Source organism: Paenibacillus sp. FSL M7-1046 (genome assembly GCF_038007405.1).
Lineage (GTDB): Bacteria > Bacillota > Bacilli > Paenibacillales > Paenibacillaceae > Paenibacillus_AQ.
On the sequence record NZ_JBBOXB010000001.1, the window covers coordinates 1,834,494 to 1,851,758 of the forward strand.

The window sequence follows — 17,265 nt, forward strand, 5'->3', positions numbered from 1 at the left end:
TTTAAACTGAGAGGATTGATATATTGTGGCCAATACATTGCTAAGCATTCAGGTAATTCCCAAAACTCCGAACAACGAGGATTCGATTCCTTACGTGGACAAAGCCATCGAAGTGATTCAGAAATCAGGTGTAAAACATCAGGTGAACCCGCTGGAGACCACGATGGAGGGCGACATCACCGAGCTGCTTGAGGTTGTGCGCCAGATGCATGAAGCCCTGATTGCAGCAGGCAGTCCGAGCATCATCTCCCAGATCAAAATCGCCCATAACCCGAATGGAATCAGCATGGACAAGCTGACGGAGAAATACCGGCCGTGAGATCGTATTGGAAACAGATTTGGCCGCCCCTTGTGGCGGTCGTCTTTTTTCTGGGGTTATGGCAAGTTTCGGTATCCCTGTTCCATATCGAGTCATGGATCCTTCCCAGTCCAAGCGATATCGCCCGGGAAACCTCGGGCAATGCTTCCGGCATTTGGGCACATACAGCGGCTACGCTGCGCCTTACCCTGATCGGCTTCCCCATCGGCACAGGCGTGGGTCTTATTGTCGCCCTGCTGCTGCATCTGCTGCCTTGGCTCAAGAGAGCACTCTACCCGCTGCTCATTCTCAGTCAAAATGTGCCCTCCATTGCGCTCGCGCCGCTGCTGATTATCTGGTTCGGCTTCGGGCTGCTGCCGAAGATTGTGCTGATTACACTTGTCTGCTTCTTCCCGGTTTCAGTCGCCGCCATGGGCGGCCTGATGCAAAGCGACCGGACCATGCTAAACTATATGAAGATGGCCGGCGCGAACAAATGGCAGATCTTCACCAAGCTGGAGCTTCCGGGCTCCCTGCCCGCCCTGTTCTCGGGGCTTAAAATTTCGGCCACCTATGCCGTAATGGGCGCTGTTGTCGCGGAATGGATCGGCGCTGACAAGGGCATCGGCTACTACATGCTGCTGCAAAAATCCGCTTACCGCACAGACCGCGTATTCGTCGCCATTGCCATCATCGTGCTGCTCAGTCTTGTGCTGTTCGCACTTATCGCACTGCTGGAGAAATGGCTGGTGCGCTGGAAACCGCGCAAAAGTTCCTAGAAAAGGAGGATGGCCGACAATGCCGCATATTACAGACAACCCGCCATCCGGCACTGAAGCAGCCGGTATTCCTGAATCCAGGACCTTACCACCTGCACTTGAGGTAAAAGGAATCTCCAAAACCTTCACCCACCGCCGCCGCGAAACCCGCGTGCTGGACAACGTATCCTTAACAGTGCAGCCGCAGGAATTCGTCTCAATTGTCGGACCCTCAGGCTGCGGAAAAAGCACTTTATTCCATATTATCGGGGGCCTGGAGCTGCCGGATGCCGGAACGGTAAGCATGAACGGCAACCTTGTTACAGGGCAGCGCGGAGAGATCAGCTATATGCCGCAGCAGCCCGCGCTCTTCCCTTGGCGGAGCATCGAGGACAACGTCCTGCTCGCCGGTGAGCTTAAGGGCGCGCCGCAGGCTGCGGCGCGGGAAACCACCCGCCATTGGCTGGCCAAGGTCGGCCTTGGCGGCTTCGAGCGGGCCTACCCGCATATGCTGTCGGGCGGCATGCAGCAGCGGGCTGCCTTCCTGCGGGCGCTGCTCGCGCCGCAGGAGCTGATGCTGCTGGACGAGCCGTTCAGCGCACTGGATGCGCTGACGCGCAGCGAAATGCAGCGCTGGCTGCTGGAGCTGTGGGAGGAGAACCGCCGCTCCGTGCTGTTCATCACCCACAACATTGAAGAAGCGCTGCTGCTCTCCAGCCGCATCTATGTGTTCTCCGGACGTCCCGGCTCCGTCCTGCATACGGTCGATGTCCCGTTTCCCCGGCCGCGCCGCGAGGAAATCGCCGATTCGCCGGAATTCCTCCAGCTCAAGCGCCAGCTGTCACAGTGGATGCGGGAAGAGCAGGCGAAGAGCGCCAAGTAATCTTAAGCGATATCCGCTTAACAACCTGTACATTAAGACCAGCCGCCCGATGAACCGGACGGCTGGTCTTATTAATATGTAGTTATTTCAAGATAACCACCCGAATGCGACACTGATTCAGGCAGCGCAGGGCTACGCAACACAAACAAAAGGAAACACGCCCGCTATTTTCATATAAAACCTATTTTTATTGATTTAGAGGGAATTACTCCCTATATTATTCAATTACTAAGCCCTTTTTCCATTTTCCATGGAATTACCGGTAGTAAATCCCTCTGCTTGCCGCACCATTCTGTCGGTGGCATAATTAGCGGGACCATTCCCCTTTAAGCTATAGGCATACATCAGCTCCATAAAGAGACTACTGGCCCCCTTCCCGCCGCTCCATTAAGCATTCAACCTTAATAGAATTTATCCGGACGTAACCAGTAACAATCCACCTGTAGCACGCCCACCGCAGCATTCAGAAATATCAAGAGATAATAAACGCCTAAATCCAGCCCTTCTCCTCAGCCAGCCGTACGGCTTCGATCCTGCTTTTCACTTCCAGCTTGCCCAGAATTTCCGAGATGTAATTGCGGACTGTCCCATAGGATAGGTGCAGACTCCCGGCAATTTCACCAGCCGTCTGCCCTGCTCCGGCCAGCCGCAGAATCTCCCGTTCACGGGAGGACAGCGGATTCTCTTCCCGCAGGCTGCCGAAGACCAGTTCCGGCGAGACCTCACGGTGTCCTTCCATGACGCGCCGGATCGCATCCGCCAGCTTGTCGACCGGCTCGTCCTTCAGCAGATAGCCCTGAATCCCGGCCTTCACGCCCCGTTCGAAATAGCCCGGCCGGGCAAAGGTCGTCAGGATAATGATCTTCGTCCGGCAGCCTTTGGCTTTCAGCAGCTCCGCCACCTCCAGCCCGCTCTTCAGCGGCATTTCAATGTCCATAAGACATACGTCCGGTTCCAGCCGCTCGATCAGCGCAAGCGCCTCCGCCCCGTCGCCGGCCTCTCCGAGAACCTCAATGTCCTCCTCCAGGTCAAGCAGCGAGGCCATCGCCCCGCGCAGCAAACGCTGATCCTCGGCGATTACAATGCCTATCATGCCAATTCCCCCTCCTTATGTTCCTTGATAATCCTTGGAATCACTACAGATAATGCTGTCCCCCCGCCCGGATTGGAGCTTAATGTCATTGAGCCGTCAACGAGCGACAACCGCTCGGCCATCCCTTTCATTCCGTTGCCGTCGCGGCGTTCCCGTCCTGCTTCATCAGGAGTGAGTCCAATTCCGTTATCCTCAACGGTGATCCGCACTGCCCCCTCCGTCAGCGCAATTCCGATTCGGCAACGGGTGGCTTGGCTATGCTTCACTATATTCGTCACCGCCTCCTTGATGCAGAGGCTGAGGATATTCTGTGTCAGGTCAGGCACGTCCTCCAGCGACACCTCCCCCTGCACTTCAAGGACTATCTCCGCAGCCCGCAGCATTTTCCCGGCCTCTGCCAGTTCCTCGGCTACGGTAACTGCCCGCATCTCCGAGACCAGCTCGCGAACCTGGCGCAGTGCCGCACGCGAGGTGCGCTGAATCTCCCTGGCTTCGGCCTGCGCGCGCTCCGGGTCCTTGGCGACAAGCCTCTCGACAAGCTGGCTTTTCAGTGTAATCAGCGACAGGGTATGGCCCATCGTATCATGCAGGTCCCGGGCGATCCGCATCCGCTCTTCGCGTTTGACCAGCTCCTCGATGACTTCATTCGCCTGATCCAGCTGTTTCTCCAGTATTTTTCTACGGCCTAGAGATTTTATCCCGAACGGAGAGACCAGCATAATAATTAAAAAAGGAAAAAAGAACAGCAGGTCATACAGATTCATCCCCCATGCCGCTATAACCAGCGGTACCAGAATCACACCGCAAAAAACTACATAGGCTATCTTGAACTCTCTCTTACCGGCATACCAGCCGACAAAGTTGGAAGAGAAGAAGCCCATGAAAAAATTAAGCGGGTTGTAGCATAGGCTCAGCACCACAATCAGCAGCATTTGCAGCCCCAGCCAGTAGTTAAAGGCTTTGTCACCGGCCCAGTATAACTGGCGGTATGTCACGGCGAAGAGCAGCAGCAGAGCTGCTCCAATGATCAGCTTCAGGCCCCGCTCCTCCTGTAGATTAAAAGCCGGAAGCAACAAATAGAATATCCATACAAAAGGGAAAAAACCGTATTTTTGCGGGAACAACCGAAACTTCCTGCCTGACAACATGCATTACACCGCTTCCTGTTTTTTTCGAATATACAGCGATAGTAACATAAATATTGCCAGATAGCCGAGCAAAATCAGCACACCGCTCCACTGTGGATGGCTGCCCCGCACAATCTCCCAAGCCCCGTTTCCATAATTATAAGAAGGCAGCCAGCGGCCGATCCGCCGCATCAGCTCCGGAAGAATATCCAGCGGCATCCACATGCCGCCGGCCAGCGCCAGCCCCATATAGAGCACATTGCTGACACCGCTTGCCGTATCTACCCGTTTCATAAAGCCGACAAGTGTGCCAAGCGCCAGAAAAGGCAGGGAGGCAACAACAATCCATAATCCGCTGAACAGCCACTGCCCTGCAGTCAGGGACACCCCGTTCATCAAATAACCGGCGGCAAATATGCATACCACGGAGAAAAGCTGCATGATCATCTGAGCAAACATTTTGCCGATGAAATAGACATAGGACGGCAGCGGAGTAATGCGGATAAAGGTATTCCAGCCCTGGGTCCGCTCCTGCACAAGCCGGATGCCAAGCGTCATGATCGCTGACCCCATTACACTGAACGCCGCCATCGACATCAGATAATGAGCCTGCCAGAGGGCCGCGTCGTCCATGCCTGTATTCACCACTTTAGTGAAGATGAAATAGAACATGATCGGCATGACCAGCGACCAGAACACATAATAAGGATTGCGGAAGATCCGCAGCAGCTCGGACTTGCATTGGTTGATAATTATTTTCATGGCTTTACGCCCTCCTCCGGTTGAATCGTCAATTGCTCAAAGGCTTCATCCAGCCTGCCCTGATCAATACGCACATCCTTCACTTCAAGCCCGCCGGTAAAAATAGCACGGAGCGCCTCGTCCGTATTCTCTGTCGTGACCACAATCCGGCCGTCCTTATCGTACATTTCCTCGACCGCTGCCAATTGCCGCAGCCGTCCGCGCAGCTCTTCAGGATCGCCTGCAGCCAGAAAGGACAGCGATTGCCGCACAATTCTCCCCTTAATCTCATCCGGGCTGCCGTCCGCCACCAGAGCGCCGCGGCTGAACAGCAGAATCCGGTCGGCAATATCCTCGGCCTCCTGCAGATAGTGGGTCGTGAAGAGGATCGTCTTTCCTTCAGCGGCCAGTCCGCGCACCCTGTCCCAGAAATGCCGCCGCGCTGTAATATCCATCCCGACTGTCGGCTCGTCAAAGAACAGCAGCTCCGGGTTGCCCGCCAGGGCCAGCGCGAAATTCAGGCTGCGCCGCTGGCCGCCGGAGAGCTTCTCGGCATACCGCTGCAGATCGGCCTTGGCAAGGCCCGTCGCCTGCAGCAGAACCTCCATAGCCATGGGCTGCGGGTAATAGCTGCGGATCAGAGCGATGATCTCCCGGACCTTCAGCCGGTCCATTACGCTTACTTCCTGCAGCATGGCCCCCGTTTTTTCCCGGACCAACCGGCTCCCGGGCGGAAGCCCGAACACCTTTATGCTGCCTTCCGTCTGCTCCTTCAGTCCAAGCAGCATGGATAACACGGTCGTTTTCCCCGCCCCGTTAGGCCCCAGAATCGCAGTAACCGAACCCCTGCCGATCTTGAAGCTAATGCCGTCCACCGCTTTTTTGCCGTGAAATATCTTGCTTACCCCATCCATTTCGATCACATTCTCTATACCGTCCATGTCCGTTCCCCCCGTATCTTAAGCCCTGATCTATATTTCTATGGTATAAAAAACGGGGAAATAAGATCAGTATGGACTGTCATTCCTTTGAGATGACAACTGTCACCTTGCCATAAACGCATGGCAAAAAGCCCCGCACCAAACGGCAAGCATTTGGCATGAGGCTCTTTGCATCGCTTCAAGAAGCTTATAACCATGCTATTTTTGCATAAATCCCTTTTCCTGCAGAAATTCCTTCATATGCATGCGGGCCGGCTCCGCAAAACGTTTAGCCATCATAGCCGACCAGGGTGCATCACTCTGTCCGCCCGTCCGCTCGCGCATATAGGCACTCGACACTTCGTCATAAGCTGCAACCTGCCCGGCAGTTTTGGCCTTGTCATAGCCGTTCCGGTGCAGTACAGCTTCCAGCGGAAGACGCGGACGCAGTCCGGAGGCCCCGGCAGGATAGCCGAGACACATGCCGAATACCGGATAGACCCGTTCAGGCAGATTCAGCAGCTCCGACAATTCGGCGATATTGTTGCGGACTCCGCCGATGTAGACGATGCCCATACCTAGCGATTCTGCGGCAATGGCAGCGTTCTGCGCCGCAAGCGCTGCGTCAACGGTGGCAACAATGAAATTTTCAGTGGAATCGAAGGATTCGGCGGATTGCAAATAGTGTGCCGTTGTTTCATGCAGCCGGTACAGATCAGCACACCAGACCAGGAAGACCGGACACTGCTCGATATAAGCCTGATTGCCCGATAGGGCGGCAAGCTGGGCTTTAAGCACGGGCTCAGTGACTGCAATGACACTATAAGCCTGGACATTGCTGGAGGTCGAAGCCATCTGGCCTGCGCCGATGATGGCAGCAAGCTGTTCTTCACTTACCGGCTTGTCCAGGTACTGGCGGACGGAGACATGCTGGTTTAATAATTCAAGGGTTTCGTTATTCGGTTTCATGATCTGTTCGCCTCTCTTTTCTCCTTATTAGCACTTCGTTCTTTTCTGGACTTCAAGTATATTATGAACACAAATCAGTGCATAAACAAATGAATACAGGCTTCACTTTTACCATCCGCCCCCGCGCTTCACTTCCTGGACAATAGCCTTGACGCCTTCGTCGATCTGGTCCAGCCGGGCACGTGAAATGCTGATCCGCATAAACTTCTCCCGGTTCCCGTAACCGGTCATATAGAATCCCTTGCCTGATACGACGCTGATCTTTCGCTGCGCGAGCCGCTTGACCACACGATCCAAATTCACTGTCTCCGGCAGCTTATACTGCATGTAGATCCCGGAGCTGTCCGAAGACACTTCAATCAGTCCTTCCGTATTGTGCCGCTGGAGTGCCTCGTACATTGCGCTGATTCTTTCGGCATACAGAGCTTTTATTTTGTGCTTGTGATGCTCATACATGCCATTCCTGATATACACCTCAAGGGCTGCTTGGGACAATAACGAATTGTCCGTGTATCCTTTATACGCGCAGAATGTCTTAAACAGGGTTTCCGGTACAACAGCCGCGCCAAGCCGGAGACCCGGAAAAATGATTTTGGAATAGCTTTTCAAATAAATAACATGTGAAGTCTGGTCATACGCATAAATAGGATCAAAGCGCCGCTCTGCACCCAGGTCTGCCATATAATCATCCTCAACGATGTACACATCGTATTTGCCGGCCAACCGGGCAATGGCTTTCCGTTCCTCCGTATTGAAAGAGGTTCCGAGCGGATTATGATATCTGGGCATGGTATAAAAGAATTTGATTCCCCCGCCGCTGAACCTCTCCTCCAGCTCCCGCAGATCAATGCCGGCTGCCGAACGGGCAATCCCGCTCACCGGCATCCCCTCCGCCTCCAAATAACGCAGGTACAGATCATATCCGGGCTGTTCAACAAGGATTTCTGTCCCGCCATTCGGAAATGGCATCTTGGCCAGCACCTCCAGCGCCTGCTGGGTTCCCGAAGTGATGATGATCTGCCCCACCTTGGCAAAGACCTGATATTCGGCCAGATGGGGCACAAGAGTCTGGCGCAGCGTACCCAGTCCCAGCGCATCTCCATAGGTGAACAAGTGGTATTTGTGCCTGTCAATCGCTTTATTGAGACAATGCTGAAAATCCAAATACGGAAACACATTCAGATCAGGCGAGGCCGAGGCAAAATCAATCGTCTCCCCGCCCCTGGCAGGCCCCGCATCTTCAGACCTTTCAACCATATAGTATCCGCTCTGCGGAATAGAATAAATCGCATGTTGTCTTTCCAGCTCCCCGTATGCCCGCAGAATAGTGCTGATGCTGCAGCCGTAGAAATCTGCACTGCTACGCACAGAGGGCAGTTTTTGCCCCGGGCTGTATTGCCCCTCTCTGATCCGGTTTTCCATGTCGGACAAGACCGAAAGATACTTTTTCATGATGCGCCTCCTGAATGGCCTTCTACACTAACTGTAAGTTCATGTTACCACTATTCGTCTCTATTCATTATATAGCAATCAACGAACTGTATCGGTACAGTCATGGAAAAACAGTATTGTTCGGGCAGGCATTTCCCTTTAATTTTAAAGTAACAGATAAGACGTTTATACGATCCTGTCCTGTTAACGAAAAGGAGATGCTACTATGCTGCAAAAAGGACTTAAGCTGGCTTATATCTTTGCCGTGCTTAACGCAGTTATTATCGGATTCTCATTCTTATTCACCAAAGTAGCGCTCGGTCATGCCGGACCGCTCGATACATTGACCTACCGCTTCGCGGCTTCGTTTATAGTGATGTCGATCCCGGTCGCCTTCGGCTGGGTCAAAATATCCTACAGCGGCAAGCCGATTGGTAAAGCGCTGCTGCTGGCAGCCATGTACCCGCTCGGATTCTTCACCCTCCAGGTATTCGGACTCCAGCATGCCACCTCTGCCGAGGGAGGAATTCTCTATTCTTTCACCCCGGTTGTGACGATGATCATCGCCTCTATATTCTTGAAAGAGCGCACGACGCTTCTGCAGAAGTTGTGTATCTTCCTGTCCGTATTCGGCGTTGTGTTCATCTTTGTCATGAAAGGGAGCAGTATTAATCTGTCCAACATGACCGGGATTGTGTTGTTATTCCTGACCTGTCTGGCCTTTGCCGGATACAGCGTACTGGCCCGGTCACTCTCCAGGCATTTCAGCCCCGCTGAACTCAGCTATTTAATGATGGGAATTGGCTTCGCCACATTCCTGATCATTTCGCTTACCGGACATGTGTCCAGCGGCACGCTTGGCGATTTCTTCAAACCGCTCGGCAGCAGCACCTTTATCTTGTCTACCCTTTACTTGGGTATTATAGCTTCGCTCGTCACCACCCTAACATCAACTTATATTTTGTCCAAAATCGAAGCTTCCCTTACGAGTGTGTTCACCAATCTCTCGACTATCGTCTCCATTGCGGCCGGGGCGGTCTTTCTCGGGGAAAACATCACTGTGTATCACTGGATCGGATCGTTCCTGATTATTGCAGGGGTTATTGGCACCAACCGTCTGGGACGCAAGAAAGCCGCCGGGGCTTAATGCCCGGCGGCTTTTTTTTCCGTTCAGCTCCAATAATGGAGCATTCCCCTTGTGGAGAAAATTATGAGATTTACAGCTTAACCCGCTGCAGCCGCAGCGCATTCAGCACGACCGATACAGAGCTGAAGGCCATTGCCGCACCGGCAAGCCATGGCGCCAGAAAGCCCAGCGCAGCAATCGGTATCCCAATGGTATTGTAAGCAAGCGCCCAGAACAAATTCTGCTTAATATTGGTCATGGTTTTACGGCTCATCAGGATCGCATCCGGAATGCTCATCAGATCGCCCCGCATGAGGGTAATATCCGCTGCTTCCATCGCTACGTCGGTGCCGGTACCAATAGCCATACCGGTATCGGCAGTGGCCAGGGCAGGGGCATCATTGATGCCGTCCCCGACCATCGCCACCTTGGTTCCCCCGCTCTGCAGCCTGCGGATCTCGGCAGCCTTCCCCTCCGGCAGAACCTCGGCCAGCACCGTACGGATGCCGGCCTGCCCGGCAATGGCCTCGGCTGTCAGCTTGTTGTCTCCCGTAATCATGACCACTTCAATGCCCATATCATGCAGCTTGGCTACGGCAGCCCGCGAAGTATCCTTGATGGTATCGGCAACCGCGACAATCCCGGCAATGGCCCCGTCCACGGATACCAGCATCGCCGTTTTGCCTTCCTGTTCCAGCTTCTGCATCAGCCCGGTCCACGGCCCGGTGTCTGCACCGCTTTCTTCCATCATCCGCCGTGTTCCCACACGGATGCTCTGGCCATCAACCACCGCAGAAATGCCGCGTCCCGGCACCGCTTCAAACTGCTCGGCACCCGGCAGGTCCAGGCTTCTTTCCGCAGCACCAGCCACGATGGCATCCGCCAGCGGATGCTCCGACAGCTTCTCGGCAGCCGCCGTAACGGACAGCAGCCGGTTCTCGGCCAGTACTCTGCCATGTGCGGCGATTCCCGTTGTCGTTATAATATCCGTCAGCACTGGCTTGCCGCTGGTTACAGTTCCCGTCTTATCCAGTACAACGGTCTTGATCCCCTGTGCGGCTTCAAGATGTTCGCCGCCCTTGAACAGAATCCCGAATTCAGCCGCGCGTCCCGATCCGGCCATAATGGAGGTTGGTGTAGCCAGACCCAGTGCACAAGGACAGGCGATGACCAGTACAGCGATGGCTTTCTCCAGTGCATCGGCGAACTGGCCCGGCGCTCCCCAGATATACCAGACTCCAAAGGTTACAGCTGCAATTACGACCACTATCGGCACAAAGATGCCGGAAATCACATCGGCAATCCGCTGAATCGGAGCCTTCGAGCCTTGCGCTTCCTCCACTACTCTGATGATTTGCGCCAAGGCGGTGTCACGGCCAACTTTGAGTGCCTTAATCTTCAGCATTCCGTTCTTGTTCAGTGTTGCCCCAATGACAGTATCTCCCGGCTTCTTCTCCACCGGAATGCTCTCGCCTGTCAGCATGGATTCATCCACAGATGACAGCCCTTCAACGACCTCGCCGTCCACCGGCACCTTCGTTCCCGGCTTAACCAGCACAATATCTCCCGAAATGACCTCTTCCACAGAAATGCTGAGCTCAACACCGTCACGGATGACCAGCGCCGTCTTAGCCTGAAGGCCCATCAGGCTTTTAATGGCGTCGGAGGAACGGCCCTTGGCCAGTGCTTCGAACCATTTGCCGACTAGAATCAGCGTAATCAGAATCGCGCTGGTCTCGTAATATAATTCCACCGAATGGCTCATGCCTGCCATCGACAAGGAATCTATCGTCAGGTACAGACTATAGAAATAAGCAGCCGAGGTGCCCAGAACAACCAGCACATCCATATTGGCACTGCCGTTCTTCAGCGCCTTATAGGCGCTGACATAGAACTGCCAGCCGATAATGAACTGCACAGGGGTCGCCAGTACAAGCTGGAACCAGGGGTTCATCAATATATCCGGTGCCGGAATCCATGAAGTGAAGGAGAAATGCGCCGCCATCGCCCAGAGCAGGGGAAAAGACAGAACTGCGGAAATGATCCATTTATTCCGCTTGCGCACAATTTCCCGGCTGCGCTGATCGGCCGTGTCCTTGCGGTCCTGTTTCAGCGCAGCCTTATATCCGATGCTGCTTACTTTCTCCATGATCTCAGCCGTGCTGATGTTTCCGGGTGTATATTCCACATGCGCCGTCTCCAGGGCCAGATTCACATTGACCGCCGCGATTCCGGGCATGCGCCCAACCACCTTCTCAATCCTTGCCGAGCAAGCGGCACAGGTCATTCCTGTAATATCAAAATCTGCCGACTCCTTCAGCGTATCGTATCCCAGCGAGCGGATCTTCTCTTCAATTTGCGGCAATCCCGCTACCGCTGGATCAAAGCCCACTGTCGCTTGCTCCAGTGCCAAGTTTACGTTGGCCCGCGATACCCCCTCCATCCGGGATAGCCCCTTCTCGATCCGGGCCGCGCAAGCCGAGCAAGTCATGCCGGTAATCTGCAGCGTTGTCTGCTGCAGGCCGGATTCTGTCGTCTTCTCCACGATCTCCGCGCCTCCTCATACCCCTTAGGGGTATATTGTTGTGTAAAAGAAAAGGCTGAAGCCTGCGGAACCTGCAAAGTTCCCCCGCCCCAAGCCTCCTATTCATTCATCCGACTTAAACCACATCGTATCCTTGGTCCTCAATTGCTGTCTTAATCGCACTAAGGCTTACCTTGTTCTCATCGTATTCAACAGCGACAGTCTTCGCAGGCAGGTCGACTTTGGCGGCAGCGCCAAGACCGCTTACGGCTTTCTCCACAGCACTGACACAGTGACCGCAGGACATTCCTTCTACAGTTAACGTTACGTTTGACATATTAAAAACCTCCTAAAAGTTTTGTGAGCTTAACTTCATTGATTCTACTTCGTACAAAACTGTCTTCGAAAGCATACGCTTAGTTTTGTGGGCTTTACTTCATTGATTCTACTTCGTACAATCCTTATTTCATAAGCTTGTTAACCGTGATCAGCAGCTCATCAATAACCTCATGCTCACCGGCTTCAATGCGCTCAATAATACAGCTCTTCATATGTCCTTCAAGCAGCAGCTTTCCGACACCATTCAACGCAGCCTGTACTGCTGCGAGCTGATTAAGCACATCGTCACAGTAGGTATCCCGTTCAATCATGCCCTTGATGCCGCGAATCTGCCCTTCGATCCGGTTGAGGCGGGTCGTGAGCCCATTCTTGAATTCCGGTGAATGGTGGCTCTTGCGTTCTCCGGGGGTATGACAACTGCTATCACATGATTCAGGAGACAGCTTCTCTTCTTTTGGCGCCATCTACGCACCTCCTTGTATCCTGGCTGCTACTTAAGTCTAATATACCCCCCATGGGTATGTCAAGAAAAATCATTTTCCTAAAAAAGGTATTTTGACGAAGCATAACGAATGAAAGACTCAGGGATCCATTTATTTCATATTTTCTATTCTTGAACAGAGGCAGGTAGGGTAATGGTTTACGATGGCATCATTCTTGGTCTAATTGTAGGGTTCTTCCGGGGCGGTTTAAGACACGGCCTCGTCCAGTTCAGCAACATTCGGCTCAAGGCAGGATGGATCTTCCCGCTGCTACTGGTATTCCAATTTTTTATGTATTATATTCAGGAGCGGTCGTCCACTGTAGCCGCAGCCAGCGGTTATATCTTTACCGCTGTGTATGTGGTTGGGCTGATTTTTTTATGGTTGAACCGGCACAACAAAGGATTCTGGCTCATTATGACGGGTGTATTCCTTAACTTCCTGGTTATGCTCGTCAACGGAGGGAGAATGCCGGTATCCTTTGAAGCGGCTTCTGTACTCGATCCGGTTTATCTGGAGATGCTGCAGAGCGGCGATGTGGTGACCAAGCACTATCTGCTTGACGCCTCAACACGCCTGCCGTTTCTTGGCGATATCATCCCCCTGTCCAGCCCTTATCCGCGTACCCAGGCGATTAGCATCGGAGATGTAGTGATGAATCTCGGGATTTTCCTCTACATTCTGTCGATAATGACACCGGCTGCTGCAGACCTGAAAACATTGCCCAAAGTACAGGGATAAGCCGTTAACCAAGTGAAAGGAGGAGTTCCCATGAAAAAGAAACTGGAAGGCATCAAATATTCCCGTCTTGCGATCAATGCTATTATTGTAGCTTCCGTAGTTATCGCTCTTACTTCGGGTTTCAGAATCGGCGGACACTAATTGCTCCACAAGAAGCAGGCTGAAAACAGCCTGCTTCTTTGCAAATTACTATTCATTTATCCCTAAAACCATTATTATGTACACAGGCACATTTTGTTAATAAAGAGGGGTAATCATGACCAAGCTTAAAACGTTTGCAGGCAATATTAATTCAGGCCATATCTATGCACTGCTCATATCTCTTCTGGGAGTAGCGCTTTTCACGTATAGCAATCATTTGGAATTTCTGCAGTATCCAACCCCAAGGTGGGTATGGATTTATGCGCTTACCGGAGCCAGTTTAATACTCACCTTTTCCCTGGTGCAGCTTCCTCCGGAGGGCAACGAACTGACCATGGAATCAGCGGTGTATTTGGCCTGCATTTTTGTCTTTGGCGGCTCTACCACTTTGACTGTTCTTCTTCTCAACTGCCTGATCTTTTTCTTTTTTGACACAAGCACCAGCTGGTGGAAACACCTGACGAATTTCTCGATTTACTCGATTATGATCTGTCTTTCTTCCTACACCTTTGATTTGTTTGGAGGACATCCCGGACCGCTGATCAATGACGAACTGCCGGCTTATCTGATGACACTTGCGGTCTATTTTATAGGTAACACCCTCTTGATCGGACTATATTACTACATCATATATAAAGGCACCCTTTATGAGACGATTAAGGATATTATAAAAGATTCTTTCGTCGTTTATCTGTGCACATTGGTTCTTTCTCTGGTTCTCGTTGTACTGATCGTCCATAACAGCTTTTTCGGGCTTGTCCTATTCTTGTGCCTGAGCACGCTGCTCTGCTACTCCTTCAAGAGATTGTTCTCCATGTACCGCAGCATTGAGGAACGGGCCAATACCGATCAGCGGACCGGGCTATTCAATCACAGCTACTTTGAGGAAGCTTTGGAACAGGAAATCCAGAAATCAAGGGCATCGGGCGTTCCGCTTTCGCTCGCCATGATCGACCTTGACGACTTCAAGAAATATAATGACCATTTCGGCCATCTGCAGGGGGACAAGCTGATCGCATTTGTCGGTGAGACGCTTAAGAGCGAAGCCCAGCAGCATGGGATTATTGCCGCCCGCTATGGCGGTGAGGAATTTACGCTGCTCATGCCGGCCTACGATATCCTGCAAGCCCGTGTTTATATCGACCAGCTGCGCAAAAAGCTGAACAACAGCCGGTTTGACGGCGTTGAAATTTTCCCGCTTGGCTGCCTCGCCTTTTCCGTCGGCATTGCCTCCTGCACCAGCGATATCCACGATAAATCACAGCTCGTCGACCAGGCCGACCAGGCTCTCTACTATTCCAAGCGCCAGGGCAAGAATACAGTGCATACGTATGGAGCATACTCCTCACTGGAGCAGGAGCTTGACTTCAGCCAGGATGTACGCGACATCGAGCAGCAGCTGAACCTGTTTATGTATAAGGATATGGAGACCTTCCGCCACTCCAAACGCGTATTCCGCTATGCGATGGATATCAGTGAGCTGCTCGACATCGACGCCCTTTCCAAAAGAAACTTCACACTCGGCGCGCTGATCCATGATATCGGCAAGCTGGAAATTCCGTGGGGCATCCTCAATAAGAAAGACAAGCTGGAGCCTGAGGAGTGGGAAATGGTCAAGTGGCATGTCACCTGGGGCAAAAAAATGGCGCTCACCAACGACAAATTCAAGGATCTCGCCCCCTACATCGAGCTGCATCACGAACGGTATGACGGCAAGGGATATCCCTACGGGTTTAAGGGTGAGGAAATTCCCCGCTTATGCCGGATGCTGACCATTATCGATTCCTTTGACGCCATGACTACGGAAAGGCCCTACCAGCCAACCAAGTCCGTGGAGGAGGCGATCATTGAGCTGAGAGCTTGTGCGGGAAGCCAATTCGACCCTGAACTGACTGAATTTTTCATTACCTATATTGAAGCCAGAGAGCTTAGCGCCGGAGATGCAGCTATATAGTTGCAGAGTTCCCCGGCCGTAGCTCTTTTTTTGTTCCCTCGTCTAGAAGCCCCCAATCCTGACCACAATACAAAAAGCTATACTTTAATTACTTAATTCCCCCTAAAAAAATAACTCTTGCTCACCTATTCAAATTTGAATATAATGAGTTCTGTTCCACTTGCCGTTTTTCCTTAAGGAAATCATTAACTTTACAAAAAGGAGTCTGCGAAGCATGCACACTAAAGAAAGCAATCTCAAACTTGTAGTTGTCGGTCTTCTGCTTGGTATTCTAATGTCCGCTATGGACAATACCATTGTTGCCTCAGCTATGGGTACTATTGTTTCCGATCTTGGCGGACTCGATAAAATCGTCTGGGTCACCTCGGCTTATATGGTCATGGTCATGGCCGGAACGCCGATCTTCGGCAAGCTGTCCGATATGTACGGGCGCAAGCGTTTCTTCATTTTTGGCCTCGTCGTGTTTCTGGCCGGCTCGGCACTCTGCGGGATCGCAACCAGCATCACGCAGCTTAGCATCTACCGCGCTATTCAAGGCGTGGGCGGCGGCGCACTTATGCCAATCGCCTTCACTATCGTATTTGATATTTATCCGCCGCAAAAAAGAGGCAAGCTGACCGGACTTTTTGGTGCCGTCTTCGGCATCTCCAGTGTAATCGGCCCTTTGCTCGGAGCCTACATTACTGAGTATGTCGGCTGGCAGTGGATCTTCTATATCAACCTGCCGATCGGCATTGTCGCTTTTATTCTTATCTCCATGTTCTATAAGGAATCCGTCTCCCATGCCAAGCAGCGGATCGACTGGGGTGGAGCTTTTACCCTTGTAGGCTCCGTCATTTGCCTGATGTTCGCCCTTGAGCTGGGCGGCAATGAATATGCCTGGGACTCCCCGGTCATCCTTGGCTTATTCGCCGGCTTCGCAGTACTGCTGATTGCGTTCCTCTTTATAGAACGGACAGCAGCCGAACCGATTATATCCTTCGCCATGTTCCGCAAGAAGCTGTTTGCAACGAGCAGCATCATCGGTTTATTCTACGGCTCGGCCTTTATCGTAGCTACCGTGTATATCCCGATTTATGTACAGGGTGTATATGGAGGTTCCGCCACCAACTCGGGACTGATTCTGATGCCGATGATGATCGGCACGGTAATCGGCAGCCAGACCGGGGGGCTGCTCACCACCAAAACCAGCTTCCGCAATATTATGATGCTGTCAGCCGTTTGCTTTGTGGCAGGCGTCTTCTCCTTAAGCACCTTGTCGCCGGATACTTCCCGCCTGCTGCTTAATGTATTTATGGCGTTGACCGGCTTCGGTGTAGGCTTCTCCTTCTCCGTGCTCAGCATGTCCTCGATTCATCATTTCGAGATGCGCCAGCGCGGTTCGGCTACTTCTACCAGTACCTTCATGCGTTCTCTGGGCATGACGCTGGGCATTACCATCTTCGGAATTATCCAGCGCAACGGATTCACAAGCAGCCTTAGTGATGCCTTTGGCGGTGGTGCCGAAGCTTCCTCGTTCGGCGATCCACGCGCCGCCCTGACACCGGAAGCCAGAGCACAAATTCCGGCTCCGGTACTGGAGAAGATTACGGGCGCATTGTCCAGCTCCATTGCCCACACCTTTATGTGGGCGCTGATTCCGGCGGTGCTGGGTCTGGCCTTTGTACTGCTGATGCCTAAAGACCGGCTCACCGATCACAGTAAGGAAACTCAGCCTTCGGGCGGAAGAGGGTAAGCG

The 17,265-nt window shown here is 52.7% G+C and carries 16 protein-coding genes; 7 read left to right on the forward strand and 9 right to left on the reverse strand.

Annotated features, from left to right (window positions below):
* The first annotated feature begins 25 nt into the window (after positions 1-25).
* Genes NYE29_RS07860 through NYE29_RS07870 form a run of 3 tightly spaced genes read left to right on the forward strand, consistent with a single transcriptional unit; the run spans position 26 to position 1,939 of the window.
* Positions 26-319 carry a thiamine-binding protein gene (locus NYE29_RS07860; protein ID WP_076111651.1) on the forward strand — a complete coding sequence of 98 codons (294 nt, stop codon included), beginning with the start codon at positions 26-28 and terminating at the stop codon, positions 317-319.
* Complete coding sequence (locus NYE29_RS07865) at positions 316-1,077, forward strand: ABC transporter permease (protein ID WP_038585149.1); 762 nt, start codon at positions 316-318, stop codon at positions 1,075-1,077. The genes NYE29_RS07860 and NYE29_RS07865 overlap by 4 nt, the downstream gene beginning before the upstream one ends.
* A 19-nt stretch (positions 1,078-1,096) precedes the next feature.
* Positions 1,097-1,939 carry an ABC transporter ATP-binding protein gene (locus tag NYE29_RS07870; protein ID WP_340895228.1) on the forward strand — a complete coding sequence of 281 codons (843 nt, stop codon included), beginning with the start codon at positions 1,097-1,099 and terminating at the stop codon, positions 1,937-1,939.
* A gap of 490 nt (positions 1,940-2,429) precedes the next feature.
* Here the strand turns inward: NYE29_RS07870 and NYE29_RS07875 are convergent, their stop codons facing one another.
* The 6 genes from NYE29_RS07875 to NYE29_RS07900 form a co-directional block, all read right to left on the reverse strand.
* Positions 2,430-3,032, reverse strand: a complete 603-nt coding sequence (locus NYE29_RS07875) for a response regulator transcription factor (protein ID WP_038585146.1) — start codon at positions 3,030-3,032, stop codon at positions 2,430-2,432.
* Positions 3,029-4,156 carry a sensor histidine kinase gene (locus tag NYE29_RS07880; protein ID WP_340895230.1) on the reverse strand — a complete coding sequence of 376 codons (1,128 nt, stop codon included), beginning with the start codon at positions 4,154-4,156 and terminating at the stop codon, positions 3,029-3,031. The genes NYE29_RS07875 and NYE29_RS07880 overlap by 4 nt, the downstream gene beginning before the upstream one ends.
* 27 nt (positions 4,157-4,183) lie before the next feature.
* Positions 4,184-4,921, reverse strand: coding sequence for an ABC transporter permease (locus NYE29_RS07885; protein WP_340895232.1), 738 nt, complete (start codon positions 4,919-4,921; stop codon positions 4,184-4,186).
* Positions 4,918-5,832 (reverse strand): ABC transporter ATP-binding protein, encoded by a 915-nt coding sequence (locus tag NYE29_RS07890; RefSeq protein ID WP_144024361.1) that lies wholly within the window; start codon positions 5,830-5,832, stop codon positions 4,918-4,920. The genes NYE29_RS07885 and NYE29_RS07890 overlap by 4 nt, the downstream gene beginning before the upstream one ends.
* A gap of 207 nt (positions 5,833-6,039) precedes the next feature.
* Complete coding sequence (gene nfsA, locus NYE29_RS07895) at positions 6,040-6,789, reverse strand: oxygen-insensitive NADPH nitroreductase (RefSeq protein WP_340895234.1); 750 nt, start codon at positions 6,787-6,789, stop codon at positions 6,040-6,042.
* A gap of 108 nt (positions 6,790-6,897) precedes the next feature.
* On the reverse strand, positions 6,898-8,241 hold the full coding sequence (locus NYE29_RS07900; RefSeq protein WP_340895237.1) for an aminotransferase-like domain-containing protein: 1,344 nt from the start codon (positions 8,239-8,241) through the stop codon (positions 6,898-6,900).
* A gap of 205 nt (positions 8,242-8,446) precedes the next feature.
* Between NYE29_RS07900 and NYE29_RS07905 the strand changes: the two genes are divergently transcribed.
* Positions 8,447-9,367, forward strand: a complete 921-nt coding sequence (locus NYE29_RS07905) for a DMT family transporter (RefSeq protein WP_340895240.1) — start codon at positions 8,447-8,449, stop codon at positions 9,365-9,367.
* Positions 9,368-9,437: 70 nt separating this feature from the next.
* Here NYE29_RS07905 and NYE29_RS07910 read toward each other — a convergent pair whose 3' ends face one another.
* From NYE29_RS07910 to NYE29_RS07920, 3 genes are all read right to left on the reverse strand, one after another.
* Positions 9,438-11,891 carry a heavy metal translocating P-type ATPase gene (locus tag NYE29_RS07910; RefSeq protein WP_340895241.1) on the reverse strand — a complete coding sequence of 818 codons (2,454 nt, stop codon included), beginning with the start codon at positions 11,889-11,891 and terminating at the stop codon, positions 9,438-9,440.
* Positions 11,892-12,006: 115 nt separating this feature from the next.
* Complete coding sequence (locus tag NYE29_RS07915; RefSeq protein ID WP_038585127.1) at positions 12,007-12,207, reverse strand: copper ion binding protein; 201 nt, start codon at positions 12,205-12,207, stop codon at positions 12,007-12,009.
* Between the two features lie 124 nt (positions 12,208-12,331).
* Entirely contained in the window at positions 12,332-12,673 is a 342-nt protein-coding gene (locus NYE29_RS07920) for a metal-sensitive transcriptional regulator (RefSeq protein ID WP_038585124.1), read from the reverse strand.
* A gap of 171 nt (positions 12,674-12,844) precedes the next feature.
* Between NYE29_RS07920 and NYE29_RS07925 the strand changes: the two genes are divergently transcribed.
* The 3 genes from NYE29_RS07925 to NYE29_RS07935 all read left to right on the forward strand — a co-directional run bounded on the left by NYE29_RS07925 (position 12,845) and on the right by NYE29_RS07935 (position 17,262).
* Positions 12,845-13,432 carry a DUF5317 domain-containing protein gene (locus NYE29_RS07925; RefSeq protein WP_038585121.1) on the forward strand — a complete coding sequence of 196 codons (588 nt, stop codon included), beginning with the start codon at positions 12,845-12,847 and terminating at the stop codon, positions 13,430-13,432.
* Positions 13,433-13,688: 256 nt separating this feature from the next.
* Entirely contained in the window at positions 13,689-15,527 is a 1,839-nt protein-coding gene (locus NYE29_RS07930) for a bifunctional diguanylate cyclase/phosphohydrolase (protein ID WP_340895246.1), read from the forward strand.
* A gap of 214 nt (positions 15,528-15,741) precedes the next feature.
* The gene (locus NYE29_RS07935) at positions 15,742-17,262 is read left to right on the forward strand and encodes an MDR family MFS transporter (RefSeq protein WP_340895247.1); all 1,521 of its coding nucleotides are present in this window, start codon (positions 15,742-15,744) and stop codon (positions 17,260-17,262) included.
* Positions 17,263-17,265: the final 3 nt, after the last annotated feature.